The organism is Kosakonia sp. CFBP8986 (assembly GCF_034044935.1).
In the GTDB taxonomy this organism is placed as follows: domain Bacteria; phylum Pseudomonadota; class Gammaproteobacteria; order Enterobacterales; family Enterobacteriaceae; genus Kosakonia; species Kosakonia cowanii.
The window spans coordinates 34334-57873 of the sequence record NZ_JAXCXB010000002.1; the positions used below are offsets into that span (position 1 = coordinate 34334).

The 23540-nt window shown below is 57.8% G+C and carries 22 protein-coding genes and 1 pseudogene; 20 read left to right on the top strand and 3 right to left on the bottom strand.

Features of this window, described 5'->3' with window-relative positions:
• Positions 1 to 66 precede the first annotated feature (66 nt).
• The 4 genes from qseE (at position 67) to glnB (ending at position 3981) form a co-directional block, all read left to right on the top strand.
• A complete protein-coding gene (gene qseE, locus SOM48_RS03855) occupies positions 67 to 1503 on the top strand; it encodes a two component system sensor histidine kinase QseE/GlrK (RefSeq protein WP_320511475.1) in 1437 nt (478 codons plus the stop codon).
• Positions 1500 to 2234, top strand: coding sequence for a two-component system QseEF-associated lipoprotein QseG (gene qseG / locus SOM48_RS03860; RefSeq protein WP_289744993.1), 735 nt, complete (start codon positions 1500 to 1502; stop codon positions 2232 to 2234). The genes qseE and qseG overlap by 4 nt, the downstream gene beginning before the upstream one ends.
• A complete protein-coding gene (gene glrR / locus SOM48_RS03865; RefSeq protein ID WP_023481176.1) occupies positions 2231 to 3568 on the top strand; it encodes a two-component system response regulator GlrR in 1338 nt (445 codons plus the stop codon). Before qseG ends, glrR begins: the two co-directional genes overlap by 4 nt.
• A 74-nt stretch (positions 3569 to 3642) precedes the next feature.
• Entirely contained in the window at positions 3643 to 3981 is a 339-nt protein-coding gene (glnB, locus tag SOM48_RS03870; protein WP_320511476.1) for a nitrogen regulatory protein P-II, read from the top strand.
• Between the two features lie 37 nt (positions 3982 to 4018).
• Here the strand turns inward: glnB and hmpA are convergent, their stop codons facing one another.
• Positions 4019 to 5209: an NO-inducible flavohemoprotein gene (gene hmpA / locus SOM48_RS03875; RefSeq protein ID WP_128482345.1), complete on the bottom strand. Its 1191-nt coding sequence runs from the start codon at positions 5207 to 5209 to the stop codon at positions 4019 to 4021.
• A 316-nt stretch (positions 5210 to 5525) separates the two neighbouring features.
• Between hmpA and glyA the strand changes: the two genes are divergently transcribed.
• Entirely contained in the window at positions 5526 to 6779 is a 1254-nt protein-coding gene (glyA, locus tag SOM48_RS03880) for a serine hydroxymethyltransferase (RefSeq protein ID WP_023481167.1), read from the top strand.
• Between the two features lie 186 nt (positions 6780 to 6965).
• Positions 6966 to 8120 (top strand): 3-phenylpropionate MFS transporter, encoded by a 1155-nt coding sequence (locus SOM48_RS03885; RefSeq protein WP_320511477.1) that lies wholly within the window; start codon positions 6966 to 6968, stop codon positions 8118 to 8120.
• Here the strand turns inward: SOM48_RS03885 and csiE are convergent.
• Positions 8110 to 9381, bottom strand: a pseudogene (gene csiE / locus SOM48_RS03890) (stationary phase inducible protein CsiE); the annotation flags it as partial. The gene SOM48_RS03885 and the pseudogene csiE overlap by 11 nt on opposite strands.
• Positions 9382 to 9518: 137 nt before the next feature.
• Here csiE and SOM48_RS03895 point away from each other — a divergent pair.
• Positions 9519 to 10157, top strand: a complete 639-nt coding sequence (locus tag SOM48_RS03895) for a DUF1007 family protein (RefSeq protein WP_320511478.1) — start codon at positions 9519 to 9521, stop codon at positions 10155 to 10157.
• A complete protein-coding gene (locus SOM48_RS03900; RefSeq protein WP_313354719.1) occupies positions 10148 to 11128 on the top strand; it encodes a nickel/cobalt transporter in 981 nt (326 codons plus the stop codon). The genes SOM48_RS03895 and SOM48_RS03900 overlap by 10 nt, the downstream gene beginning before the upstream one ends.
• A 254-nt stretch (positions 11129 to 11382) precedes the next feature.
• On the opposite strand, the gene suhB is transcribed toward SOM48_RS03900, so the two are convergent.
• Positions 11383 to 12186, bottom strand: coding sequence for an inositol-1-monophosphatase (gene suhB / locus SOM48_RS03905; RefSeq protein ID WP_054803483.1), 804 nt, complete (start codon positions 12184 to 12186; stop codon positions 11383 to 11385).
• Positions 12187 to 12303: 117 nt separating this feature from the next.
• On the opposite strand from suhB, the gene trmJ reads away from it, so the two are divergent.
• The 12 genes from trmJ to SOM48_RS03965 all read left to right on the top strand — a co-directional run bounded on the left by trmJ (position 12304) and on the right by SOM48_RS03965 (position 23264).
• Entirely contained in the window at positions 12304 to 13035 is a 732-nt protein-coding gene (gene trmJ, locus SOM48_RS03910) for a tRNA (cytosine(32)/uridine(32)-2'-O)-methyltransferase TrmJ (protein WP_042711559.1), read from the top strand.
• Positions 13036 to 13211: 176 nt separating this feature from the next.
• Positions 13212 to 13703, top strand: coding sequence for a Fe-S cluster assembly transcriptional regulator IscR (gene iscR, locus SOM48_RS03915; RefSeq protein ID WP_054803485.1), 492 nt, complete (start codon positions 13212 to 13214; stop codon positions 13701 to 13703).
• A 119-nt stretch (positions 13704 to 13822) separates the two neighbouring features.
• A complete protein-coding gene (iscS, locus tag SOM48_RS03920; protein WP_023481252.1) occupies positions 13823 to 15037 on the top strand; it encodes a cysteine desulfurase in 1215 nt (404 codons plus the stop codon).
• Between the two features lie 30 nt (positions 15038 to 15067).
• A complete protein-coding gene (gene iscU / locus SOM48_RS03925) occupies positions 15068 to 15454 on the top strand; it encodes a Fe-S cluster assembly scaffold IscU (protein ID WP_023481244.1) in 387 nt (128 codons plus the stop codon).
• A gap of 17 nt (positions 15455 to 15471) precedes the next feature.
• Positions 15472 to 15795 carry an iron-sulfur cluster assembly protein IscA gene (iscA, locus tag SOM48_RS03930; RefSeq protein ID WP_023481184.1) on the top strand — a complete coding sequence of 108 codons (324 nt, stop codon included), beginning with the start codon at positions 15472 to 15474 and terminating at the stop codon, positions 15793 to 15795.
• Between the two features lie 72 nt (positions 15796 to 15867).
• Positions 15868 to 16383 carry a co-chaperone HscB gene (hscB, locus tag SOM48_RS03935; protein WP_054803486.1) on the top strand — a complete coding sequence of 172 codons (516 nt, stop codon included), beginning with the start codon at positions 15868 to 15870 and terminating at the stop codon, positions 16381 to 16383.
• Positions 16384 to 16400: 17 nt separating this feature from the next.
• Positions 16401 to 18251, top strand: a complete 1851-nt coding sequence (gene hscA, locus SOM48_RS03940) for a Fe-S protein assembly chaperone HscA (protein WP_139965114.1) — start codon at positions 16401 to 16403, stop codon at positions 18249 to 18251.
• A 1-nt stretch (position 18252) separates the two neighbouring features.
• Entirely contained in the window at positions 18253 to 18588 is a 336-nt protein-coding gene (gene fdx / locus SOM48_RS03945) for an ISC system 2Fe-2S type ferredoxin (protein ID WP_023481163.1), read from the top strand.
• Between the two features lies 1 nt (position 18589).
• Positions 18590 to 18790 (top strand): Fe-S cluster assembly protein IscX, encoded by a 201-nt coding sequence (gene iscX / locus SOM48_RS03950; RefSeq protein ID WP_023481246.1) that lies wholly within the window; start codon positions 18590 to 18592, stop codon positions 18788 to 18790.
• Positions 18791 to 18889: 99 nt separating this feature from the next.
• Positions 18890 to 20176: an aminopeptidase PepB gene (gene pepB, locus SOM48_RS03955; protein ID WP_076768820.1), complete on the top strand. Its 1287-nt coding sequence runs from the start codon at positions 18890 to 18892 to the stop codon at positions 20174 to 20176.
• 203 nt (positions 20177 to 20379) lie between these two features.
• Positions 20380 to 21156, top strand: a complete 777-nt coding sequence (gene sseB / locus SOM48_RS03960; RefSeq protein WP_128482351.1) for an enhanced serine sensitivity protein SseB — start codon at positions 20380 to 20382, stop codon at positions 21154 to 21156.
• Positions 21157 to 21266: 110 nt separating this feature from the next.
• Positions 21267 to 23264, top strand: coding sequence for a M48 family metallopeptidase (locus tag SOM48_RS03965; RefSeq protein ID WP_320511479.1), 1998 nt, complete (start codon positions 21267 to 21269; stop codon positions 23262 to 23264).
• The last annotated feature ends 276 nt before the right edge of the window (positions 23265 to 23540 follow it).

Below are 23540 nucleotides of genomic sequence, written 5' to 3' on the forward strand. Positions count from 1 at the left end.
GCTTTGTTGTTCTTTACCCCGTCACTCAGCTAGCATCTCTGTACCTTATCCTGCGAGAGTACTGCCTTGAAACGCTGGCCCGCTTTTCCCCGCTCCTTACGCCAACTGGTTATGATGGCGTTTCTGCTTATTTTACTGCCGCTGCTGGTGTTAGCCTGGCAAGCCTGGCAGAGCCTCAATGCGCTCAGTGCCCAGGCCCTGCTGACCAACCGCACGACGCTGATTGACGCCCGCCGCAGTGAAGCGATGACCAACGCCGCGCTGGAGATGGAGCGCAGCTACCGCCAGTACTGCGTGCTGGATGACGCTACCCTTGAGCGGGTCTACCAGAATCAGCGCAAGCGGTACAGCGAGATGCTGGAGGCACATGCCGGTGTTTTACCCGATGACAGACTCTACCAGGCGCTGCGCCAGGATCTGAACGATCTCGCCCAGTTGCAGTGCGCCAACAGCGGCCCGTCACCTGCCGCCTCTGCGCAGCTGGAGACGTTTGCGGCGGCGAATACGGAGATGGTGCAGTCGACCCGCGCCGTGGTCTTCTCGCGCGGGCAGCAGCTCCAGCTGGAGATCGCCGAGCGCGGTCAGTTCTTCGGCTGGCAGGCGTTGGTACTCTTTTTAGTCAGCCTGGTGCTGATGCTGCTCTTTACCCGCATGATTATCGGCCCGGTTAAAGGCATTGAGCGGATGATTAACCGGCTGGGGGAGGGGCGGCCTCTGGCGCAAAGCGTGGTGTTTAGCGGCCCGCGCGAGCTGCGCTACGTCGGCGAGCGTATTATCTGGCTGAGCGAACGGCTGGCGTGGCTTGAGTCGCAGCGCCACCAGTTTTTACGCCATATCTCCCATGAGCTGAAAACGCCGCTCGCCAGCATGCGTGAAGGGACCGAACTGCTTGCCGACCAGGTGGTCGGGCCGCTTTCGCCGGAGCAGAAAGAGGTGGTTGAGATCCTCGATGCCAGCAGCCGTAACCTGCAAAAATTGATTGAGCAACTGCTTGATTACAACCGCAAGCTGGCCGGCGGCTCCGTCGAGCTGGAAGCAGTGGAGCTGGCACCGCTGGTGGAGATGGTGCTCTCCGCGCACAGCCTGCCAGCGCGAGCTAAAATGATGCATACCGAAATCGCGCTCGATGCGACGACCTGCCAGGCAGAGCCGATGCTGCTGATGAGCGTGCTGGATAATCTTTACTCCAACGCGGTGCACTATGGGGCTGAATCCGGTACCATTCGTCTCCACAGTTATAGTACCGGCGCACGGTTGCGCATTGACGTAGCGAATACCGGCACCCCAATCCCAGAGGCGGAGCGCGAGATGATTTTTGAGCCCTTCTTTCAGGGAAGCCACCAACGCAAAGGCGCGGTGAAAGGCAGCGGGCTGGGGTTGAGCATCGCCAGAGACTGTATCCGCAGAATGCAGGGTGAACTGCATCTGGTGACGGACAGCAAGGACGATGTCTGTTTCCGTATTGAGCTACCGCTTGTCGCGCCGGAAAAATCAACGCAATGAATATAAATCTGGTGAGTATGTCGCATCTCTTTTCCCGCGTGGTCAACGCGATGACACAGCAATCGGGCTGGCTGCGCGCGCTTCCTTGCCTGCTGCTGGCAGGCTGCGTGACGCAAACGCCGCCAAGCGCCATTCATGACAATAAAAAACCGCAGCTTCCCGATCGCCAACTGGCCGACTTTTTATTAACGGAATGCAACGATATCTGGACACTGTCGGGGCAGAGTGTCGACAGCAACCCGCTGTTCTGGCTGCGCGGCATGGATTGCGCACAGCGCTTGTCGCCCGCAGCGGCGCGTGCGGAAGCGCGTGCATGGTCCGATAACACCTGGCAGGCGACATTGCGCCGCGGTATTTTGCTCTCGAATGCCAAAATTACCCCCCTTGAGCGCCGTGACTATACCGATCGTCTCGATGCCTTAAGCCCGTCGATCCCGGCGCAGGTGCGCCCGCTGTTTGAGCTCTGGCGCGATGGCGAAAAAGCACAGTTGCAGTTAGCCGAAGAGCGCAGCCGCTACACGAAATTGCAGCAGTCCGCCGACAGCGAGCTCGACAAACTGCGTGCCCAGCAGCAATCCCTGCATGAACAGCTTGATACCACCACCCGCAAGCTGGAAAACCTTACCGACATTGAACGGCGTCTCTCCATTCGCAAACCGGCGCCTGCCGATATGCCGGACAGCGCGCATCCGGCGAAAAGCGATACCGATCAGCAGGAGGCGAAACCATGACCAATCGCAAACCGGCGCATCTGTTGCTGGTGGATGACGATCCGGGCCTGCTGAAGCTGCTCGGGCTGCGCCTGACCAGCGAAGGCTACAGCATTGTTACCGCCGAAAGCGGGCAGGAGGGGTTACGCATTCTCGCGCGTGAGAAGGTCGATCTGGTGATAAGCGACCTGCGCATGGATGAGATGGATGGCATGCAGCTCTTCGCCGAGATCCAGCGCCTGCAGCCGGGCATGCCGGTAATTATTCTCACCGCGCACGGCTCGATCCCCGATGCCGTTGCCGCCACGCAGCAGGGCGTCTTCAGCTTTCTCACCAAGCCGGTGGATAAAGACGCGCTCTACAAGGCAATCGATGATGCGCTGGAGCACAGCGGCTCCGCCAGCGACGATCAGTGGCGTGAAACCATTGTCACCCGCAGCCCACTGATGTTGCGCCTGCTTGAACAGGCGCGGATGGTGGCGCAGTCCGACGTCAGCGTGCTGATTAACGGCCAGAGCGGCACCGGTAAAGAGGTGCTGGCGCAGGCGATCCACAACGCCAGCCCGCGCAGTAAAAACGCCTTTATCGCCATCAACTGCGGCGCGCTGCCGGAGCAGCTGCTGGAATCGGAACTCTTCGGTCACGCGCGCGGGGCTTTTACCGGCGCGGTAAGCAGCCGGGAAGGGCTGTTCCAGGCGGCAGAGGGCGGGACACTGTTTCTTGATGAGATTGGCGATATGCCGATCCCGTTACAGGTCAAACTGCTGCGCGTGTTACAGGAGCGCAAGGTGCGCCCGCTCGGCAGCAACCGCGATATCGATATCAATGTGCGCATTATTTCAGCGACGCACCGCGATCTGCCAAAAGCGATGGCGCGCGGCGAGTTTCGTGAAGATCTCTACTATCGCCTGAACGTGGTCAGCCTGAAGATCCCGGCGCTGGCGGAGCGCGCGGAGGATATTCCGCTGCTTGCCAACCACCTGCTGCGCCAGTCTGCGGATCGCCATAAGCCGTTTGTGCGCGCCTTCTCCACCGATGCGATGAAGCGGCTGATGACTGCCAGCTGGCCCGGTAACGTGCGCCAACTGGTGAACGTGATTGAGCAGTGTGTAGCGCTCACCTCGTCGCCGGTGATCAGCGATGCGCTGGTCGAGCAGGCGCTGGAAGGGGAGAACACTGCGCTGCCGACCTTTGTTGAAGCGCGTAACCAGTTTGAACTCAACTACCTGCGCAAGCTGCTGCAAATCACCAAAGGCAACGTGACGCACGCCGCGCGGATGGCGGGGCGCAACCGCACCGAGTTTTACAAACTCCTCTCCCGCCATGAACTGGATGCCAATGACTTTAAAGAGTAAAGGCGAAATGATTATGGTACTGTGAGCAACCGATTACGATGCAGCAGACTGGCAAGAGCGTGTAAGGAACGACCATGAAAAAGATTGATGCGATTATTAAACCTTTCAAACTGGATGATGTGCGTGAAGCGCTGGCTGAAGTCGGCATCACCGGGATGACGGTAACGGAAGTGAAGGGTTTTGGTCGCCAGAAAGGCCACACCGAACTCTACCGTGGCGCAGAGTATATGGTGGATTTTCTGCCGAAGGTGAAGATTGAGATCGTGGTGGGCGACGACATTGTCGATACCTGCGTCGATACCATTATCCGTACCGCGCAGACCAGTAAAATCGGCGACGGCAAAATCTTCGTCTTTGACGTTGCGCGCGTAGTGCGTATTCGTACCGGCGAAGAAGACGACGCCGCCATCTGATCTTTCGCCCTCACCGCGCACGGTGAGGGCATCCTGCTTACAGCACCTTGTGCGGGCCGAAGCACTCATAGTGAATGCGATCGCGCTCAACGCCAAGCGTAACCAGCTGTTGTGCCGCAAACTGCATAAACGCCACCGGTCCGCAGAGATAAAACTGCATCTCCCCGTCACTTACTCGATCTTTCATCTCGGTAAGCGCCATCAGCCCGGTGCTGTTAAACAACCCGGCCTGCTCATCCGCCGCATTTGGCTGACGATACCAGACATGTTGATAAAAGTGCGGCAGGTTCGCGCCCAGTTCGCTTACCTCATCGGTAAAGGCATGCACCTCGCCGTTTTCCGCCGCATGGAACCAGTTAACCTGCGCGCGGTGATGTCTGTAGGTTAGATGGTGCAGCATCGCCAGCATCGGCGTCTGACCCACGCCTGCGGAGATGAGCGATACCGGCGTTTGCGGGCTGACATCGAGGAAGAAATCACCGGCTGGTGCGGCAAGATAAACAACATCGCCAGGCTTCGCTTTATCGTGCAGCCAGTTTGAGACCTGGCCGCCCGCTTCACGCTTCACCGCAATTCGGTAGCTTTTGCCGTTCGGCTCGCGGGTGAGAGAGTACTGGCGGATCTCCTGATGGGGAAACCCTTCCGGCTTCAGCCACACGGCAAGGTACTGACCCGGCCGGTAATCGGCGATCGGCTGGCCGTCGACCGGCTCAAACTCAAAACTGGTGATCAGCGCGCTGCGCGGCACTCTCTCTACCAGGCGGAACGCGCGCGTCCCCTCCCAGCCGCCCTTTTTATCGGCGTGCTCGCGGTAAATCTCCGCTTCACGATTGATAAATACACCCGCCAGCACGCCGTAAGCTTTGCCCCACGCGTCCAGCACCTCTTGCCCCGGCTGGAACATCTCATCAATGGTCGCCAGCAGATGTTCGCCTACGATGTCATATTGCTGCGGTTGGATCTGGAAGCTGGTGTGCTTCTGGGCGATTTTTTCCACCGCTGGCAGCAGGGCGGGGAGATTGTCGATATTCGCAGCGTAGGCGGCAATGGCATTGAACAGCGCTTCACGCTGATCGCCATTGCGCTGGTTGCTCATGTTGAAGATCTCTTTCAACTCGGGGTTGTGCTGAAACATCCGATCGTAGAAGTGAGCGGTCAGTTTCGGGCCGGTAGCGGCGAGCAACGGGAGGGTGGATTTAACGGTGGCGATGGTCTGAGCGTCGAGCATGATGGCTTCCTTCTAAACGTGCATTTTTAAAGTTGTATTTTATATGCATCTTATAACCGCCAGCCTAAGATTGTAAAGGGCGCAATGAAAGAGGGGTTATCTAACATGAAGAAGTTGCATCACAAAGCTGAAAAGAAATCCCTTTCCCGACCGAAGCCCGTTGTTGCTCAAAGCCTTGTGTGACGGGCAGCCAATCGTTTGCGCAAAAACCTTTGTCAAGACCTGTTCTCAGAATTTTAATCAGTTATACTGTCAGCCGTTCCCGAATTCGGGCCCTCATTGAGAGTTGTTTTGTTAGCTGAGTCAGGAGATGCGGATGTTAAAGCGTGAAATGAACATTGCCGATTATGATGCCGAATTGTGGCAGGCTATGGAGCAGGAGAAAGTACGTCAGGAAGAGCACATTGAACTGATCGCCTCCGAAAACTACACCAGCCCGCGCGTTATGCAGGCGCAGGGATCTCAGCTGACGAACAAATATGCCGAGGGGTACCCGGGCAAGCGTTACTACGGCGGCTGTGAATATGTCGATATCGTTGAACAGCTGGCGATTGACCGCGCGAAAGAGCTGTTTGGCGCCGATTACGCCAACGTTCAGCCGCACTCTGGCTCACAGGCTAACTTCGCCGTCTACACCACGCTGCTGGAGCCGGGCGATACCGTTCTCGGTATGAACCTGGCGCACGGCGGCCACCTGACTCACGGCTCCCCGGTTAACTTCTCCGGCAAACTCTACAACATCGTCCCTTACGGCATCGATGAAACGGGCCACATTGATTACAACGAACTCAATGAGCAGGCGCAAAAACATAAGCCGAAAATGATCATCGGCGGCTTCTCTGCTTACTCCGGCGTGGTTGACTGGGCCAAAATGCGCGAAATCGCCGACAGCATCGGCGCGTACCTGTTTGTCGATATGGCACACGTTGCCGGTCTGATTGCCGCAGGCGTCTACCCGAACCCGGTTCCGCATGCTCACGTTGTTACCACTACTACCCACAAAACCCTGGCGGGTCCGCGCGGCGGCCTGATCCTGGCGAAGGGCGGCAGTGAAGAGCTGTACAAAAAACTGAACTCTGCCGTCTTCCCTGGCGGCCAGGGCGGCCCGCTGATGCACGTTATCGCCGGTAAAGCGGTGGCGCTGAAAGAGGCGATGGAGCCGGAGTTCAAAACCTACCAGCAGCAGGTTGCGAAAAACGCCAAAGCGATGGTGGAAGTGTTCCTTGCACGCGGCTACAACGTCGTTTCCGGCGGTACCGATAACCACCTGTTCCTGCTGGATCTGGTTGATAAAAACCTGACCGGTAAAGAAGCGGACGCCGCGCTGGGCCGTGCCAACATTACGGTTAACAAAAACAGCGTGCCGAACGATCCGAAGAGCCCGTTTGTGACCTCCGGTATCCGCGTCGGTACGCCGGCTGTGACCCGTCGCGGCTTCAAAGAAGCGGAAGTCAAAGAGCTGGCAGGCTGGATGTGTGACGTGCTGGACAGCATCAACGACGAAGCAGTAATCGAGCGCACCAAACAGAAAGTGCTGGATATCTGCGCCCGTTTCCCGGTTTACGCATAAGATTCCAAAATCAAACAAGCCCGCTTCCTGTGAAGCGGGCTTTTTTTTGCCTGCTCGCCAGTGCTGCATTCCGCCCGGCGCGTTTTAATGTTGCAAAACCTGCGCTTAGGCAAATTTGTTACCTGATTGTTGCTTGCCAGGCCTGGCGTTTGCCGCCAGACTAACGCTTCGATTCAGGAGGAAATCATGGTTCTGCAGTCAACGCGCTGGCTGGCGCTCGCTTATTTCACCTACTTTTTCAGTTACGGCATCTTCTTACCCTTCTGGGGCGTCTGGCTCAAAGGCGTCGGGTTAACCCCCGAAATCATCGGTATGCTGCTTGGCGCCGGTCTCGTCGCCCGTTTTCTCGGTAGCCTGTTGATTGCCCCGCGCGTAAGCGACCCCTCCCGATTAATCACCGCCCTGCGCGTGCTGGCGCTGGCTACGCTTATCTTTGCGATGGCCTTTTACGCCGGAAGCCATGTCGCCTGGCTGGCGGTGGTGATTGTCGGCTTTAACCTCTTCTTCTCGCCGCTGGTGCCGCTGACAGATGCGCTGGCGGGCACGTGGCAAAAACAGTTTCCGATGGATTATGGCCGCGTCAGGGTGTGGGGATCGATCGCCTTTGTGATTGGCTCGGCGCTGACCGGCAAACTGGTAAGCCTTTACGACTACCGGGCGATTCTGGTGATGCTGTCGATCGGTACCGCCTCAATGCTGCTCGGCATGCTGCTGCGCCCGTCGATTATGCCACAGGGTGAAAACCGCCAGCAGGAGGGTGCAGGCTGGCCCGCCTGGCGCACCTTGATTGTGCAGAACTGGCGCTTTCTCGCCTGCGTTTCGTTGTTACAGGGCGCGCACGCCGCATATTACGGCTTCAGCGCGATTTACTGGCAGTCGGTGGGCTACTCCGCCTCAACGGTGGGCTATTTGTGGTCACTGGGCGTGGTGGCGGAAGTGGTGATTTTTACGCTCAGCAATCTTCTTTTCCGCCGCTTCAGCGCGCGCGATCTGCTGCTGCTCTCGGCGGTGTGCGGTCTGGTTCGCTGGAGTCTGATGGGCTGGACCATTGCGCTGCCGTGGCTGGTTGTCGCGCAGATCCTGCACTGCGGCACCTTCACGGTGTGTCACCTGGCGGCCATGCGTTACATCTCCGCCCGGCAGGGCAGTGAGGTGATCCGGTTACAGGCGGTCTACTCCGCCGTGGCGATGGGCGGAAGTATTGCCCTGATGACGATGATCGCCGGTTTCCTCTTCGAACATCTGCATCAGGGGCTGTTCTTTATTATGGCGTTGCTGGCATTGCCAGCGCTGGTCCTGCGTCCAACGGTCGCCGCGCAGAAGGGGAGCCCTCAAGCATAATGCGAATATGCTCCTGCTGCTGGTCGCTCAGCAGCCCGTCGGTGTGGATCAGCGGTGCAGAAAAGAGCGGTAGCGGCGTGGTGTAAGGGGTGATGATAAGCGTCACATCTTTTGGCGCACCCTCTTCGCGGAAGCTCTCCAGCGGCAAGTAACGAATGGTGAGCGGCAGCAGCGTTAACTCGCGCAGCTGCTGCTCAATCTCCTGCTCTCTGGCGCTATCGTCGCCGGTAATCAGCACCAGCTGCTTCTCATGCAGATCGCTCTCCTGCATCAGCCAGGCACCGAAAATCACCGCCACCAGACCCGCTTCCTCATCGCTAAAGCGCAGCCCATACTCCCTCTCCAGCCCCTCTAACGCCGTGCGCGTGGTGCGCATCAGGCGCGGGTAGAGCTGATTAATCTCCGCCGGCAATGCGTTATCGATACCAATGCCAAACAAACTGCGATCCAGCGCCTGGGCAAGGTGGATATAGAGCTGATTGGTCAGCCCCTGCTCGTCGCTGAAATGCATGCCGGAGAGCTGGTGGAAGTGGGCAATCATCTGGCTGATGGCCAGGCGCAGGCGGTGATCCTGCTGATGATCGTCCTGACTGGGATCGGGTGTACGCACCAGCATAAACAGCAGGGTTAAAAAGAGGTGCTCATTCTCATGAGCCGTAGCGGCAACGCGGCGCTGCCAGTGGCGGACAATATCCTGCGCCACCAGATACTCGGCACGCATCTGCGCCCACGCCTGCTGAACCGGGTTAAATTCCGGCGAGTGGCCGCTATGATGCTGCAACAGGCAGTACTGCAAATAGAGACCCAAAAACTGGCGATCGCGACACTCAAACGAGCGTTTAAGGCGGCGCGAACAGAGGTTGATCAACGCATGCAGATTAATATCGTCATAGAGTGTGCGCGCAATGCCCTGTTGTTTAAGCGCCGTTTTTAAAGCGGGCGTAAAGTGTTCAGTAATAAATTCCGGGCAGAGGCGCAGGGCGCGGCGCAGCCAGTGGAGCAGGCACAGGCGCTGATCGAGCGGCGTGCCTTCGATGCGGTAACCGCCATCACCGTAGGGAACGATGGAAAGCCGGTGGTAAAGTTGGATCTCGCTTTGCGTCTCCGCGATATCCTGCAGGGCTACGGTATCATCCACGCCATTAATGGCGCTGATGTTTTTCATGGTGATACCTTGTCCCGGCAGGGCAAGCAGCAGTAGCACCTGGCAGCGACGCTGCGGGCTGGAGAGCACAGATGGTGGGGTCAGCGTCATGGTCATCTGTCAGGGTCCAGTTAGGGTTGGAAAAAGGGCTATTTGATAAGCGTAGTTAAAGGTATCTTGAGCGACAGCGCAGCCGCCGCATTTTCGACCAGGAATGCCGGGGAGCATCACAGAATTTTTCACGTGAGGAAGAGATGCAATTAGTTAAACAGTGGGTATTGGGGCTTTTTCTCGCGCTTTTATCGTTTTCTCTTATGGCGCACCCGCACAGCTTTATCGTGATGAAGACGCAACTGGTTAGCGAAAACGGTCAGTTTACCGGCCTGAAAATGCGCTGGACGATGGATGAGATCACCTCCGCAGACCTGCTCTATGACGCCGGTAATGCAAAGCCAGGCGAAGAGATCTGGAAAAAGCTGGCGGCGGAAGTGATGGCAAACGTGCTCGGCCAGCACTACTTCACCGAAGTGTGGCATAACGGGCAGAAGGTGAAGTTCCTCAACCGCCCGAGCGAGTATGGCCTCTCGCGTGAGGCGCACCAGGCGGTGCTGACCTTTGTGCTGCCGCTGGCGGAGCCGCAGCCGCTGAAGGGGCAGAAATACACCTTCTCGACCTTCGATCCCACCTATTACGTGGATATGCGCTACGACAAAGAGAGCGATGTCACGCTGCCCGCGCCGCTGCAATCGAGCTGTAAAACGACGCTACATACACCGAAACCCGGCGAAGAGGTGCTGAGTTACGCGCAGTCGCTGGATAAGACCGACGCCCCGGAGGAGGATATGGAACTGGGTAAACAGTTTGCTCAAACGGTGACGCTGCTATGTCAGTAATCAGCCAACAGATGGCGCGCAAACGGCGCGTACTGCAGTGGTGGCCGCTGCTGCTGTTTATGGTGGTTGCCGTGTTCGGCGCACTCTGGCTCTGGCAGGCGTGGCCGCAGGTGGTGATGAGAAGCGCGCTCTGGCAGCGCGAAGTGAATATACAGATGAGCACGCTGCTGAAAGCGGTGGCTGAAAATCCGGCCAAAGCGGGCGGCACGCTGCTGCTGTTCAGCTTTGTCTATGGCGTGCTGCATGCGCTGGGGCCAGGGCATGGCAAAGTGGTGATCACCACCTGGCTTGCGACCCATCCCTCAAAATTAAAACCCGCTATTGGCCTGACGTTGGCATCGTCTCTGCTACAGGGGCTGGTGGCGATTTTACTGGTGGTTGTGGTGCTGAGCCTGCTGGCGCTGCCCGCCCGGCAGTTGCACCTTAGCGGTTACTGGCTGGAGAAGGGGAGTTATCTGCTGGTCGGCGTGCTGGGGCTGCTGCTCTGCTGGCGTGCGCTGAAACGCCTGCGTCAGCTGCTACAAGCGCCCAAGTTTCGCGCGTTCACGCCGCATCATGTTCATCACGATAATTGCGGATGCGGTCATCAGCATCTGCCAACGCAGTCGCAGTTGCAGAACGGCGGCGACTGGCGCGCACGGCTGGTGATTGTCTTATCGATGGGGATGCGGCCCTGTTCCGGCGCCATTATGGTGCTGCTGTTCAGTAAAGTGATTGGCGTCTTCGCCTGGGGCGTGGCCTCTGCGCTGGCGATGGCTGCCGGAACCTCGCTGACCATCAGCGGGCTGGCGTTGCTGGTACACGGTTTTCGCCAGTTGGCGGTGAAGTTAAGCGGTAAGCGTGCGCCGGTGCTGTGGCGGCAGATTGGCTGGACGACATTAGCGTTAGCGGGTGGCGTGGTGCTGGTGAGTGCAGCGGTGGTGATGTGGATGAGCGCGCTCCCACCGGGCGGCGGATTACGCCCCTTTTAATCGAGGACGGATACGAAGTGCGGCATTTGTTGCCGGATGGCGGCGAAAACGCCTTATCCGGCCTACGTGTGGCGGGGTGCGGCTTTTGTTGCCGGATGCGGCGAAAACGCCTTATCCGGCCTACGTGTGGCGGGGTGCGGCTTGTGTTGCCGGATGTCGGCGAAAATGCCTTATCCGGCCTGATGGGCCTGCTTTTGTAGGCCTGATAAGCGCAGCGCCATCAGGCAATTCACAAAACCCGGCCAGCGAGAGGATTAACGCTTCAGCGCGTCGCTCAGCTCTTCACGCATATTTGCCAGCATCGCTTTTACCACGCGCGGGTTACCGGCGACGAGGTTACCGGTCAGCATGTAGTTATGACCGCCGGTGAAATCGCACACCAGACCGCCTGCTTCGCGAACCAGCAGTTCACCTGCGGCGAAATCCCACGGCTTCAGGCCAATTTCAAAAAAGCCATCAACGCGACCGGCGGCAACATAGGCCAGATCCAGCGCGGCAGAACCGGTGCGGCGGAAGTCTGCGCATTCGGTAAAGAGTTTGCCAATGATGTTGATGTAAGTAGTTGCGTGCTGCTTCGCCTTGAACGGGAAGCCGGTCGCCAGAATGGTGCCGTCCAGATCGCGAGCGGTGCTGCCGCGCAGGCGGTAACCGTTGAGCTGTGCGCCCTGGCCACGAGTTGCAGTGAAGAGTTCGTTACGCATCGGATCGTAAACGACCGCAACTTCAGTGCGACCTTTAATACGAACGGCGATAGATACCGCGAAGTGCGGCAGGCGTTTAATGAAGTTAGTGGTGCCATCCAGAGGATCGATAACCCATTGTACATCCGGGTCTGTGCCTTCGTGCTCGCCACTCTCTTCGGTGATGATGGTGTGTTGCGGGTAAGATTTGCGGATGGTGTCGATAATTACCGCTTCAGCAGCTTTATCAACGTTGGTCACGAAATCATTGCTGCCTTTCTGGCTGGTCTCTACGGTGTCAGGTGTTTCGTAGTTTTTGGCAATTAAATTACCCGCCTTGCGCGCAGCACGCACGGCGATATTCAGCATCGGATGCATCGATATCTCTCACTGGATGTTAAAGAACGGAAAACGGCGCGTATCATACCAGCCAATTCGAATTATGTCTCAGCTTTATGATAGTATCCGGCAATATTCTTTAGCCGTAGAAAACCTATGCTGCAAAATATTCGTATTGTCTTAGTTGAAACCTCCCATACCGGCAACATGGGCTCCGTTGCCCGTGCCATGAAAACCATGGGCTTAACCAATCTCTGGCTGGTTAACCCGCTGGTCAAACCCGATTCGCAAGCCATCGCGTTGGCCGCAGGTGCCAGCGATGTGATTGGCAATGCACAGATCGTCGATACCTTAGATGAAGCCTTAGCCGGTTGTAGCCTGGTGGTTGGCACCAGCGCACGTTCACGCACGCTGCCGTGGCCAATGCTCGATCCGCGCGAATGCGGTCTAAAGAGCATCGGTGAAGCGGAACATGCACCGGTAGCACTGGTGTTTGGCCGCGAGCGCGTCGGTCTTACCAATGAAGAGTTGCAGAAGTGCCACTATCACGTCGCGATTGCCGCCAACCCGGAGTACAGCTCGCTGAACCTGGCGATGGCAGTGCAGGTGATCGCCTATGAAGTGCGCATGGCGTGGCTGGCTAAGCAGGAGAGCGATGCGCCGACCGCAGAGCAGGAAGAGACGCCTTACCCGCTGGTCGACGATCTCGAGCGCTTCTACGGTCACCTGGAGCAGACGCTGCTCTCTACCGGTTTTATCCGTGAAAGCCACCCCGGCCAGGTGATGAATAAACTGCGTCGCCTCTTCACGCGTGCCCGGCCGGAGAGCCAGGAATTGAACATTCTGCGCGGCATTCTGGCGTCAATTGAGCAGAAGCAAAAAGGGTAATTCAGGCAACAAACCCTGTCCTGGCGGGCGGTTAAGCGAAGCGGTGAATACTTGACTAAAACAGTCAACTAAATAGTTGACCATTTTAGTCAGGAATGTCAGACTTGCGTCTGCTATGCAACGTTAACATTTTAATAATAAACCCCGGGCAGGGGCGAGTTTGAGGCTTGTAAGACATGAGACTGACATCTAAAGGGCGTTATGCCGTGACCGCAATGCTGGACGTTGCGCTCAACTCCGAATCGGGCCCGGTGCCGTTGGCTGATATTTCCGAGCGTCAGGGAATTTCCCTCTCCTACCTGGAGCAGCTCTTTTCCCGCCTGCGTAAAAATGGCCTGGTTTCCAGCGTACGTGGTCCCGGCGGTGGTTATCTGCTGGGCAAAGATGCGAACAGCATCGCCGTCGGCGAAGTGATTAGCGCCGTTGACGAATCTGTCGATGCGACCCGTTGCCAGGGTAAAGGTGGCTGCCAGGGCGGCGATAAGTGCCTGACCCACGCGCTGTGGCGCGATCTGAGCGATCGCCTGACCGGTTTCCTGAACAACATCACCCTCGGTGAGCTGGTGAATAATCAGGAAATCCTCGACGTCTCCGACCGTCAGCACAGCAACGAATCCCATCGTAACACCCGTGGCAAGGACGCAATCGACGTTAAGCTGCGCGCATAATAATTAAACTGAATTCAGAATCGGGCCAGGGCATCGTCTGATGCCCTGTTAACACGGTCGTACATCCAGCCGGTTGCCTGATTCCTTGCATTAGAGCGATGTACGGAGTTTAAAGAGCAATGAAATTACCGATCTATCTCGATTACTCCGCAACCACGCCGGTGGATCCGCGTGTTGCCGAGAAAATGATGCAGTTTCTCACCCTGGACGGGACCTTTGGTAACCCTGCTTCCCGTTCGCACCGTTTCGGCTGGCAGGCTGAAGAGGCGGTAGATATCGCCCGCAACCAGATTGCTGAACTGGTTGGCGCTGACCCGCGCGAAATCGTCTTCACCTCCGGTGCAACCGAATCCGACAACCTGGCGATTAAAGGCGCTGCCAATTTCTACCAGAAAAAAGGCAAGCACATCATCACCAGCAAAACCGAACACAAAGCCGTGCTGGACACCTGTCGCCAGCTTGAGCGCGAAGGGTTTGAAGTGACTTACCTCGCCCCGCAGCGTAACGGCATTATCGATCTGAAAGAACTCGAAGCGGCGATGCGTGACGACACCATCATCGTCTCTATCATGCACGTGAATAACGAAATCGGCGTGGTGCAGGATATCGCGGCTATCGGCGAAATGTGCCGTGCGCGCGGCATTATCTACCACGTTGACGCCACCCAGAGCGTCGGCAAACTGCCGATCGATCTGAGCCAGCTGAAAGTCGATCTGATGTCCTTCTCCGGCCACAAAATCTACGGCCCGAAAGGTATCGGCGCACTCTACGTACAGCGTAAACCGCGTATCCGTATCGAAGCGCAGATGCACGGCGGCGGTCACGAGCGCGGCATGCGTTCCGGCACTCTGCCTGTTCACCAGATCGTAGGCATGGGCGAAGCTTACCGTATCGCGAAAGAAGAGATGGAGAGCGAAATGGCGCGTCTGCGCGTGCTGCGCAACCGTCTGTGGAACGGCATCAACGATATCGAAGAAGTCTACCTGAACGGCGATCTTGAGCACGGCGCACCGAACATCCTCAACGTCAGCTTTAACTACGTTGAAGGCGAGTCGCTGATCATGGCGCTGAAAGATCTGGCTGTCTCTTCTGGTTCAGCCTGTACCTCTGCAAGCCTGGAACCGTCCTACGTGCTGCGCGCGTTGGGCATGAATGATGAACTGGCGCACAGCTCCATCCGTTTCTCTTTAGGGCGTTTCACCACTGAAGAAGAGATTGACTACACCATCGAGCTGGTCCGCAAATCCATCGGCCGTCTGCGCGATCTCTCTCCGTTGTGGGAGATGTTCAAGCAGGGCGTGGATCTCGAATCCATCGAATGGGCTCATCATTAATTTTAGGTTGCGCAAACAGGAGAATAAAAAATGGCTTATAGCGAAAAAGTAATCGATCACTACGAAAACCCGCGCAACGTTGGCTCGTTCGACAACGGCGACAACAGCATCGGCAGCGGCATGGTTGGCGCACCGGCGTGTGGCGACGTAATGAAACTGCAGATTAAAGTTAACGATAAAGGCATTATCGAAGACGCGCGTTTCAAAACTTACGGCTGTGGCTCTGCCATCGCGTCCAGCTCGCTGGTCACCGAGTGGGTGAAGGGCAAGTCTCTGGACGAAGCGCAGGCGATCAAGAACACCGATATCGCCGAAGAGCTGGAACTGCCGCCGGTTAAAATCCACTGCTCTATCCTGGCAGAAGATGCGATTAAAGCCGCGATTGCGGATTACAAAAGTAAACAAGACGCGAAATAAGGCAGGAGGTTGTTGTCATGTCCATTAGCCTCAGCGACAGTGCCGCCGCGCGAGTAAATGCCTTTCTGGCCAACCGTGGTAAAGGGTTTGGCCTGCGCCTGGGGGTGAGAACCTCCGGTTGTTCTGGTATGGCTTACGTGCTGGAATTTGTCGACGCACCGAACGATGAAGATACGGTGTTCGAAGACAAAGGCGTGAAGGTAGTGGTTGACGGCAAAAGCCTGCAGTTCCTCGACGGCACTCAGCTGGACTTCGTAAAAGAAGGCCTCAACGAAGGGTTTAAGTTCACCAACCCGAACGTGAAAGATGAGTGCGGTTGCGGCGAAAGCTTCCACGTCTAATCGCCTCTGACGATGACCCCACCGCAGTCGCCTGCGCGTGGGGTTTGTTACGATTGCATACCCGGAATTGTTATGGATTACTTCACCCTCTTTGGGTTGCCGGCCCAGTACCCACTCGACACCCAGGCGCTGGCCACGCGTTTCCAGGATCTGCAACGGCAGTTCCACCCCGATCGCTTTGCCAGCCAGCCGCAGTCTGAGCAACTGGCCGCCGTACAGCACTCCGCGACCATCAACCAGGCATGGCAAACCCTGCGCAATCCGCTGACGCGCGCAGAATATCTGCTCTCGCTGCACGGCTTCGATCTGGCCTCGGAACAGCACACTGTGCGCGACACCGCTTTCCTGATGGAACAGCTGGAGCTGCGCGAAGAGCTGGATGAGATTGCCCAGGCTGAAGACGCCGCCCGTCTGGAAGCTTTTCAGGCGCGCATCAAAGGCATGTATGACGCCCGTCACCAGCAGATGGTTGAACAACTTGATGCACAAGCGTGGGAGACGGCGGCGGATACCGTGCGTAAACTACGTTTTCTCGATAAACTGCGCAGCTCAACAGAACAACTCGAAGAAAAACTGCTCGGTTTTTAAATTTCTGGAAGCACATCATGGCCTTATTACAAATCAGTGAACCGGGTCTGAGCGCCGCACCGCACCAGCGTCGGCTGGCGGCAGGCATCGACCTCGGGACCACCAACTCGCTGGTGGCGACGGTACGTAGCGGCCAGGCGGAAACGCTGGCCGACAGCGCCGGGCGCCATCTGCTCCCCTCTGTCGTCCACTATCAGGCCGAAAGCCACGTGGTTGGCTTTGATGCGCGCAACAACGCTGCGCTCGATTCGGTCAACACCATCAGCTCGGTAAAACGCCTGATGGGCCGCAGCCTTGCCGATATCCAGGCGCGTTATCCGCACCTGCCGTGGCAATTCCAGGCGAGCGAAAACGGCCTGCCGATGATTGTCACCCGCGCCGGTCTGGTTAACCCGATCCGCGTCTCTGCCGATATCCTCAAAGCCCTTGCTGCCCGCGCGCAAGAATCGCTGGCTGGCGAGCTGGATGGCGTAGTGATCACCGTGCCTGCCTATTTCGATGACGCTCAGCGCCAGGGCACCAAAGACGCCGCGCGTCTGGCGGGCCTGCACGTGCTGCGCCTGCTGAACGAACCGACGGCGGCGGCGATCGCCTACGGTCTCGACTCCGGTAAAGAGGGCGTCATTGCCGTCTACGATCTCGGCGGCGGCACCTTTGATATCTCGATCCTGCGCCTGAGCCGCGGGGTGTTTGAAGTGCTGGCCACCGGCGGCGATTCCGCTCTCGGCGGCGACGATTTCGACCACCTGCTGGCGGACTTTATCTGCGAGCAGGCGGGCATCTCCGAACGCAGCGACGCCCGCCAGCAGCGCGAACTGCTGGATGCGGCGATTGCCGCCAAAATCGCCCTGAGCGATGCCGACCGCGTGGCGGTCAATGTGGCGGGCTGGCAGGGTGAAATCACCCGTGAACAGTTCGACGCATTAATCGCGCCGCTGGTAAAACGCACGCTGCTCTCCTGCCGCCGCGCCCTGAAAGATGCAGGCGTCGACGCTGACGAGGTGCTGGAAGTGGTAATGGTCGGCGGTTCGACCCGCGTGCCGCTGGTGCGCGAACGCGTGGGCGAGTTTTTTGGCCGCACGCCGCTGACCTCCATCGACCCGGATAAAGTGGTCGCCATTGGCGCGGCTATCCAGGCTGATATTCTGGTCGGCAACAAGCCGGACAGCGAAATGCTGCTGCTGGATGTCATCCCGCTGTCGTTAGGGCTGGAGACCATGGGTGGCCTGGTCGAGAAGGTGATCCCGCGTAACACCACCATTCCGGTGGCGCGCGCGCAGGAGTTCACCACCTTCAAAGATGGGCAGACCGCGATGTCGATCCACGTGATGCAGGGCGAGCGTGAACTGGTGAGCGACTGCCGCTCGCTGGCGCGTTTCTCTCTGCGCGGCATCCCGGCAATGCCGGCGGGCGGGGCGCATATTCGCGTCACCTTCCAGGTGGATGCCGATGGCCTGCTGAGCGTCACGGCGATGGAAAAATCGACCGGCGTGGAAGCCTCCATCCAGGTGAAACCCTCCTACGGGCTGACCGACGGCGAAATCGCCGACATGATTAAAGACTCCATGAGTTTCGCCGAGCAGGACGTGAAAGCGCGCATGCTGGCGGAGCAGAAAGTGGAAGCCGCGCGCGTGCTGGAGAGTGTCACCAGCGCGATCGCCGCGGACGCCGCGCTGCTAAGCGCCGCAGAGCGGGCGGAGATCGACGAGGCAGTCGCGCAGTTGCGCGCGGTTGCCGAAACCGATGATACCGACGCCATCGAACACGCCATTAAAAATGTAGATAAACAAACCCAGGAATTCGCCGCGCGTCGTATGGACCAGTCCGTACGCAGCGCATTAAAAGGCCATTCCGTCGACGAGGTTTAATATGCCTAAAATTGTTTTTCTGCCTCATCAGGACCTCTGTCCGGATGGCGCAGTTCTGGAAGCAAAGAGCGGTGAAACGATTCTGGATGTCGCTCTGCGCGGCGGCATTGAGATTGAACACGCCTGTGAAAAATCCTGCGCCTGCACCACTTGCCACTGCGTGGTGCGTGAAGGGTTTGACTCGCTGCCGGAAAGCAGCGAAGACGAAGATGACATGCTGGATAAAGCCTGGGGTCTGGAGCCGGAGAGCCGTTTAGGCTGCCAGGCACGCATCACCGATGAAGATCTGGTGGTCGAGATCCCGCGTTACACCATCAACCACGCGCGGGAGCACTAAGATGGGGCTGAAGTGGACTGACAGCCGTGAAATCGGCGAAGCGCTGTATGACAGCCGCCCGGACGTTGACCCGACCACCGTACGTTTCACCGATATGCATCAGTGGATCTGCGAGCTGGAAGAGTTTGATGACGATCCGGCTGCATCGAATGAAAAAATTCTTGAAGCGATTCTGCTAGTCTGGTTAGACGAAGCAGCATAATCATCAAACGGGCTGCCTTCGGGTGGCCCGTTTTTATGGACACAACCGTTGGCCGGAGAAGGCGTCTGCCCTCCGGCGATTGTGAAAAGGATAAAAAGAATGACAGAAGCTATGAAAGTCACCCTCACCACGCAGCCCGCTGATGCGCGCTGGGGTGAAAAAGCAGCCTACAGCATCAACAACGACGGCATCGCACTGCACTTAACCGGCAAAGACGATCTCGGCCTTATTCAGCGTGCGGCGCGCAAAATCGACGGCCTCGGCATCAAACATGTCGCCCTGAGCGGCGAAGGGTGGGATGCGGATCGCAGCTGGGCGTTCTGGTCTGGCTATAAAGGGCCAAAAGGGACGCGTAAAGTCGAGTGGGCGCAGCTTGATGAAGCTCAGCAGAAAGAGCTGGATAGCCGCCTGAAGGTTATCGACTGGGTGCGCGATACCATCAATGCCTCGGCGGAAGAGGTCGGGCCGGAGCAACTGGCGCAGCGCGCGGTCGATCTGCTCTTCAGCGTTGGCGGCGACAATGTGTCTTACCGCATTACCAAAGGCGAAGATCTGCGCGAGCAGAATTACATGGGGCTGCATACCGTAGGGCGTGGCTCCGAGCGTCCGCCGGTGCTGCTGGCGCTTGATTACAACCCGACCGGTAATCCGGATGCGCCGGTCTACGCCGCGCTGGTGGGCAAAGGCATCACCTTTGATACCGGCGGTTACAGCCTGAAGCAGAGCGCGTTTATGGATTCGATGAAATCCGATATGGGCGGTGCGGCGCTGGTGACCGGTGCGCTGGCGTTTGCCATCAACCGTGGTCTGAACAAGCGCGTTAAGCTGTGGCTCTGCTGCGCTGACAATATGGTCAGCGGCAATGCGTTTAAGCTGGGCGATATTATTCACTACCGCAATGGTAAAAAAGTTGAGGTGATGAACACCGACGCGGAAGGGCGTCTGGTGCTGGCAGATGGCCTGATTGACGCCTCTGCGCAAAAACCGCAGCTGATTATCGATGCCGCGACGCTGACCGGTGCAGCGAAAACTGCGCTGGGCAATGATTACCATGCGCTGTTCAGCTTTGATGACGCGCTGGCGGGCCGCCTGCTTAACAGTGCAGCGGCGGAAAACGAGCCGTTCTGGCGTCTGCCGCTGGCAGAGTTCCACCGTCACCAGTTGCCGTCCAACTTTGCCGAGCTGAACAACACCGCCAGCGCGGCCTTCCCGGCAGGGGCGAGCACCGCCGCCGGTTTCCTCTCGCACTTTGTGGAAAACTATCAGCAGGGCTGGCTGCATATCGACTGCTCGGCAACCTACCGTAAATCGGCGGTTGAGCAGTGGGCCGCCGGTGCGACAGGGTTGGGTGTGCGCACCGTTGCCAATCTGTTGACCGCCGAGTAAGCGTTGTGCCTGATGGCGCTTACGCTTATCAGGCCTACAAAAGCGACCCGTACGCCGGATAAGGCAACGACGCCATCCGGCAATAAAGCGCCTCGTAGCCACAGGTTGCGCCCGTAAACGTAGGCCGGATAAGGCGTTTCGCCGCCATCCGGCAATGCGCAAAACCCGGGCGCAATGACGCACGAAAACGAACCAGAGATCCTATGTCCGAAACGAAAAACGAATTAGAAACCCTGCTTGAGCAGGCGGCGACCGAACCCGCTTACCGTCCGGCCTTTTTCCGCACGCTGCTCGACTCTACCGTCTGGGTGCCAGGCAATGCCGCAGAAGGCGAAGCGGTGGTGGAAGAGAGCGCGCTCGATATTCAGCACTGGGAAAAAGATGACGGCACCTCGGTGATCCCCTTTTTCACCTCCCTTACAGCACTGCAACAGGCGATCGACGACGAGCAGGCCTTTGTGGTGATGCCCGCGCGCACGCTGTTTGAAATGACGCTCGGCGAAACCCTGTTCCTTAACGCTAAACTTCCGACCGGGAAAGAGTTCACCCCGCGTGAAATCAGCCATCTGGTTGGTGAAGAGGGCAGCCCGCTCAGCCAGCAAGAGGTGCTTGAAGGCGGTACCGCGCTGCTGCTCTCGGAAGTTGCCGAGCCGCCCGCACAGATGGTCGACTCCCTGACCACGCTGTTCAAAAGCATTAAAACCGTCAAACGCGCCTTTATCTGCTCCATTAAAGAGCAGGCCGACGCGCAGGCAAACCTGTTAATTGGCATTGAGGCCGAAGGCGATATCGAAGAGATCATCCATGCCGCGGGCAGCGTGGCGACCGATACGCTGCCGGGCGATGAGCCAGTTGATATCTGCCAGGTCGCCGAAGGCGAGAAGGGCATCAGCCACTTTATGCTGGCGCACATCACGCCGTTCTACGAGCGCCGCTGGGGCAGCTTCCTGCGCGATTTCAAAACCAACCGCATTATCTAAAGTCTCAGGCGGTACGGCCCCGTACCGCTTACCCCCCTAAATTCGTGGGGAATGTATTCAGCCCATCCCTGTGGTAGGGTGCGCTTTTACGTTTCTTTACGGTTAAGGTTATGGACAGAAAAACTCTGCTCTACTGCTTCGGCGTGCCCCTCTTATTGCTTGTTTATGCCTGCTGGCAAAACATTCGCATCGATGATGGCTATGTCTACCAGGTCACGCGATATGGCACCGTCGGGCACAGCGCGGCGGCCGATCTGCTGCGCCACTTTCTGTCGAAAGCCGGTATCTTTCTGTCACTGATGGCGCTGCTTGCCAGCACCAGCGCGGTGGCGCTCTGTTTCTACAGCGTGCGCAGGGCACGCATCTCTGCCGATCACCTGATTGTCGCCTTTAACCTCTGTCGTAAACTGCTGCCTTTTATCATGGTTAGCGTGATGTCCTGCATCGGTTTTGCGCTGATCGCGGTCTTCTTGTATGAAATCTGCTGGCTCTACACCCTGGGGCCAGCGAGCGCGTTAAACATCAAGCTGGTGCTCTTCATCCTGCTGGTGATTGGCTCCCTGCTGATTATGGTGTTGAAGAGCCTCTTCCTGCTGAAAAAATGTTTCACCCTGTTTGAGCCGCAGGATATGGAGGTGCATGGCACCGCCGTGCGCGAAAACGATGCGCCGGAACTCTGGCGCTGGGTCAGGGAGCTTGCGCAGCGCGGGCAGGCGATCGTGCCGGATAATATTGTGGTGGGCCTGTTCGAAGGCTTCTATGTCACCGCAAGCCCGGTGCAAATCGAGAAGGGCGAACGGCTTACCGGCAACACGCTCTACTTCCCGCTCAGCTATGCGGCGTTTATGAATAAAGAGGAGGTGGCAGCGGTCATCGGTCACGAACTGGGGCACTTCTCCGGTAATGACACCCTCTATACGCTGCACTTTGCCGGGCTTTACGCCGGGATGGAGAACAGCCTCAACTACTTCTATCGTGATGTTGGCGGCAGCGGCTGGCTGGAGCGCCTGGCGTTGAACCCGACCATCCATCTTGGCATGTGGTTTTTCCGCCAGTTCCACGAAACGGTGAGTGGCTGGAGCCGCGTGCGTGAACTTGCAGCGGATGCCGCAGGAGCGCGCACCAGTTCATCGATGGCGCTTGCCGCGTCGCTGCTGCGTTTCTCCGCCCTCAATGAGCGTTTCCAGGGGCCGATGGAGCAGTTCTTCCAGCGCAAACTGGCGACTGACGATCTGGTGCATAGCCTCTTTACTGAACTGCGCAGCGGCGACCGCTTCGATCTCTCCGCATCACTGGAAGAGGCGCTGGCGCACCCGACCGACAGCCATCCGCCAACCCGTGCGCGTATTGAACAGCTTAAAGTTCCGCTGGATGATGCACTGATGGCGCAAGCGTCGCGCCCGGTCGAGGAGGCAGATTATCTCTGGATGCGTAGCCTGTTTCGCGATGCTTCTGCGCTCTCTAAGGCGCTGACCAGCGGCATGGCCAGCGAAGTTGACGCCCATTACGAGGCTTATCAGTCTGAGCTTAAGGATCTTGCTTCCCGCGCCACCGATACGCTGGTGGTCTCCCTGCGGAAGAAAAATTTGTGGATCTTCGTTGGGCTGACGGTGCTCTGTGCGGCGGCCGCAGTGATGGTGTTCACGCTGAGCATTCAGTGGAACTCTTCGGCCAACAGCCCGATGGATATGATCACCTTCGGCCTTGTGGCCGGTTCACTGCTCTTTGCGCTGGCAAGCTGGACGATGTACACCCGCGTGCGCCAGCCGCTCTTTACGTTGACGGCGCAGGGGATTGAGAGCTACCAGCTCAGCACGCCGTTTATGCTCGACGCGATCGAGAATATTGGCATTCGCAGCATTAACGATTGGGTGTTTATCGATCTTTTCTGGCGCGAAGGTTATCAGCCACCGAAGCTGCTTGTCAGCCGGCTGGTGCGCAACTTCATTTTTGAGCCGAAAAACCGCAAAGTGGTGCTGAGCCTGCCCGGCGGCCTGTTGAAAGGCGAGCAGCGCGAGAAGTTGTCCATCGAGGAGTTTTACGTCGCGCTCAATGAATACGCGGAAAGCGCATGGGCACGCCGGGAGTTGTCGAAACATTCGGCGTGATATTACCGAGGGCAATTCACGGTTTCGGCGCCGTGTGAATGCCGGATGGCGGCGTAAACGCCTTATCCGGCCTACGGTTTCGGTGCCGTGTTTATGCCGGGTGGCGGCATTAATGCCTTATCCGGCCTACGTTTTTGGTGCCGTGTTAATGCCGGATGGCGGCATAAATGCCTTATCCGGCCTACGTTTTTGGTGCCGTGTTAATGCCAGATGGCGGCGTAAACGCCTTATCCGGCCTACGGTTCGGTGCCGGGTTAATGCCGGATGGCGGCATAA

What these genes read in the sequence shown, in the direction of transcription:
- qseG (WP_289744993.1), top strand. Translation starts at nt 1,500, where the DNA reads ATGAATATAAATCTGGTGAGTATGTCGCATCTCTTTTCCCGCGTGGTC.
- glrR (WP_023481176.1), top strand. Translation starts at nt 2,231, where the DNA reads ATGACCAATCGCAAACCGGCGCATCTGTTGCTGGTGGATGACGATCCG.
- glnB (WP_320511476.1), top strand. Translation starts at nt 3,643, where the DNA reads ATGAAAAAGATTGATGCGATTATTAAACCTTTCAAACTGGATGATGTG.
- hmpA (WP_128482345.1), bottom strand. Translation starts at nt 5,209, where the DNA reads ATGCTCGACGCTCAGACCATCGCCACCGTTAAATCCACCCTCCCGTTG.
- glyA (WP_023481167.1), top strand. Translation starts at nt 5,526, where the DNA reads ATGTTAAAGCGTGAAATGAACATTGCCGATTATGATGCCGAATTGTGG.
- SOM48_RS03885 (WP_320511477.1), top strand. Translation starts at nt 6,966, where the DNA reads ATGGTTCTGCAGTCAACGCGCTGGCTGGCGCTCGCTTATTTCACCTAC.
- SOM48_RS03895 (WP_320511478.1), top strand. Translation starts at nt 9,519, where the DNA reads ATGCAATTAGTTAAACAGTGGGTATTGGGGCTTTTTCTCGCGCTTTTA.
- SOM48_RS03900 (WP_313354719.1), top strand. Translation starts at nt 10,148, where the DNA reads ATGTCAGTAATCAGCCAACAGATGGCGCGCAAACGGCGCGTACTGCAG.
- suhB (WP_054803483.1), bottom strand. Translation starts at nt 12,186, where the DNA reads ATGCATCCGATGCTGAATATCGCCGTGCGTGCTGCGCGCAAGGCGGGT.
- trmJ (WP_042711559.1), top strand. Translation starts at nt 12,304, where the DNA reads ATGCTGCAAAATATTCGTATTGTCTTAGTTGAAACCTCCCATACCGGC.
- iscR (WP_054803485.1), top strand. Translation starts at nt 13,212, where the DNA reads ATGAGACTGACATCTAAAGGGCGTTATGCCGTGACCGCAATGCTGGAC.
- iscS (WP_023481252.1), top strand. Translation starts at nt 13,823, where the DNA reads ATGAAATTACCGATCTATCTCGATTACTCCGCAACCACGCCGGTGGAT.
- iscU (WP_023481244.1), top strand. Translation starts at nt 15,068, where the DNA reads ATGGCTTATAGCGAAAAAGTAATCGATCACTACGAAAACCCGCGCAAC.
- iscA (WP_023481184.1), top strand. Translation starts at nt 15,472, where the DNA reads ATGTCCATTAGCCTCAGCGACAGTGCCGCCGCGCGAGTAAATGCCTTT.
- hscB (WP_054803486.1), top strand. Translation starts at nt 15,868, where the DNA reads ATGGATTACTTCACCCTCTTTGGGTTGCCGGCCCAGTACCCACTCGAC.
- hscA (WP_139965114.1), top strand. Translation starts at nt 16,401, where the DNA reads ATGGCCTTATTACAAATCAGTGAACCGGGTCTGAGCGCCGCACCGCAC.
- fdx (WP_023481163.1), top strand. Translation starts at nt 18,253, where the DNA reads ATGCCTAAAATTGTTTTTCTGCCTCATCAGGACCTCTGTCCGGATGGC.
- iscX (WP_023481246.1), top strand. Translation starts at nt 18,590, where the DNA reads ATGGGGCTGAAGTGGACTGACAGCCGTGAAATCGGCGAAGCGCTGTAT.
- pepB (WP_076768820.1), top strand. Translation starts at nt 18,890, where the DNA reads ATGACAGAAGCTATGAAAGTCACCCTCACCACGCAGCCCGCTGATGCG.
- sseB (WP_128482351.1), top strand. Translation starts at nt 20,380, where the DNA reads ATGTCCGAAACGAAAAACGAATTAGAAACCCTGCTTGAGCAGGCGGCG.
- SOM48_RS03965 (WP_320511479.1), top strand. Translation starts at nt 21,267, where the DNA reads ATGGACAGAAAAACTCTGCTCTACTGCTTCGGCGTGCCCCTCTTATTG.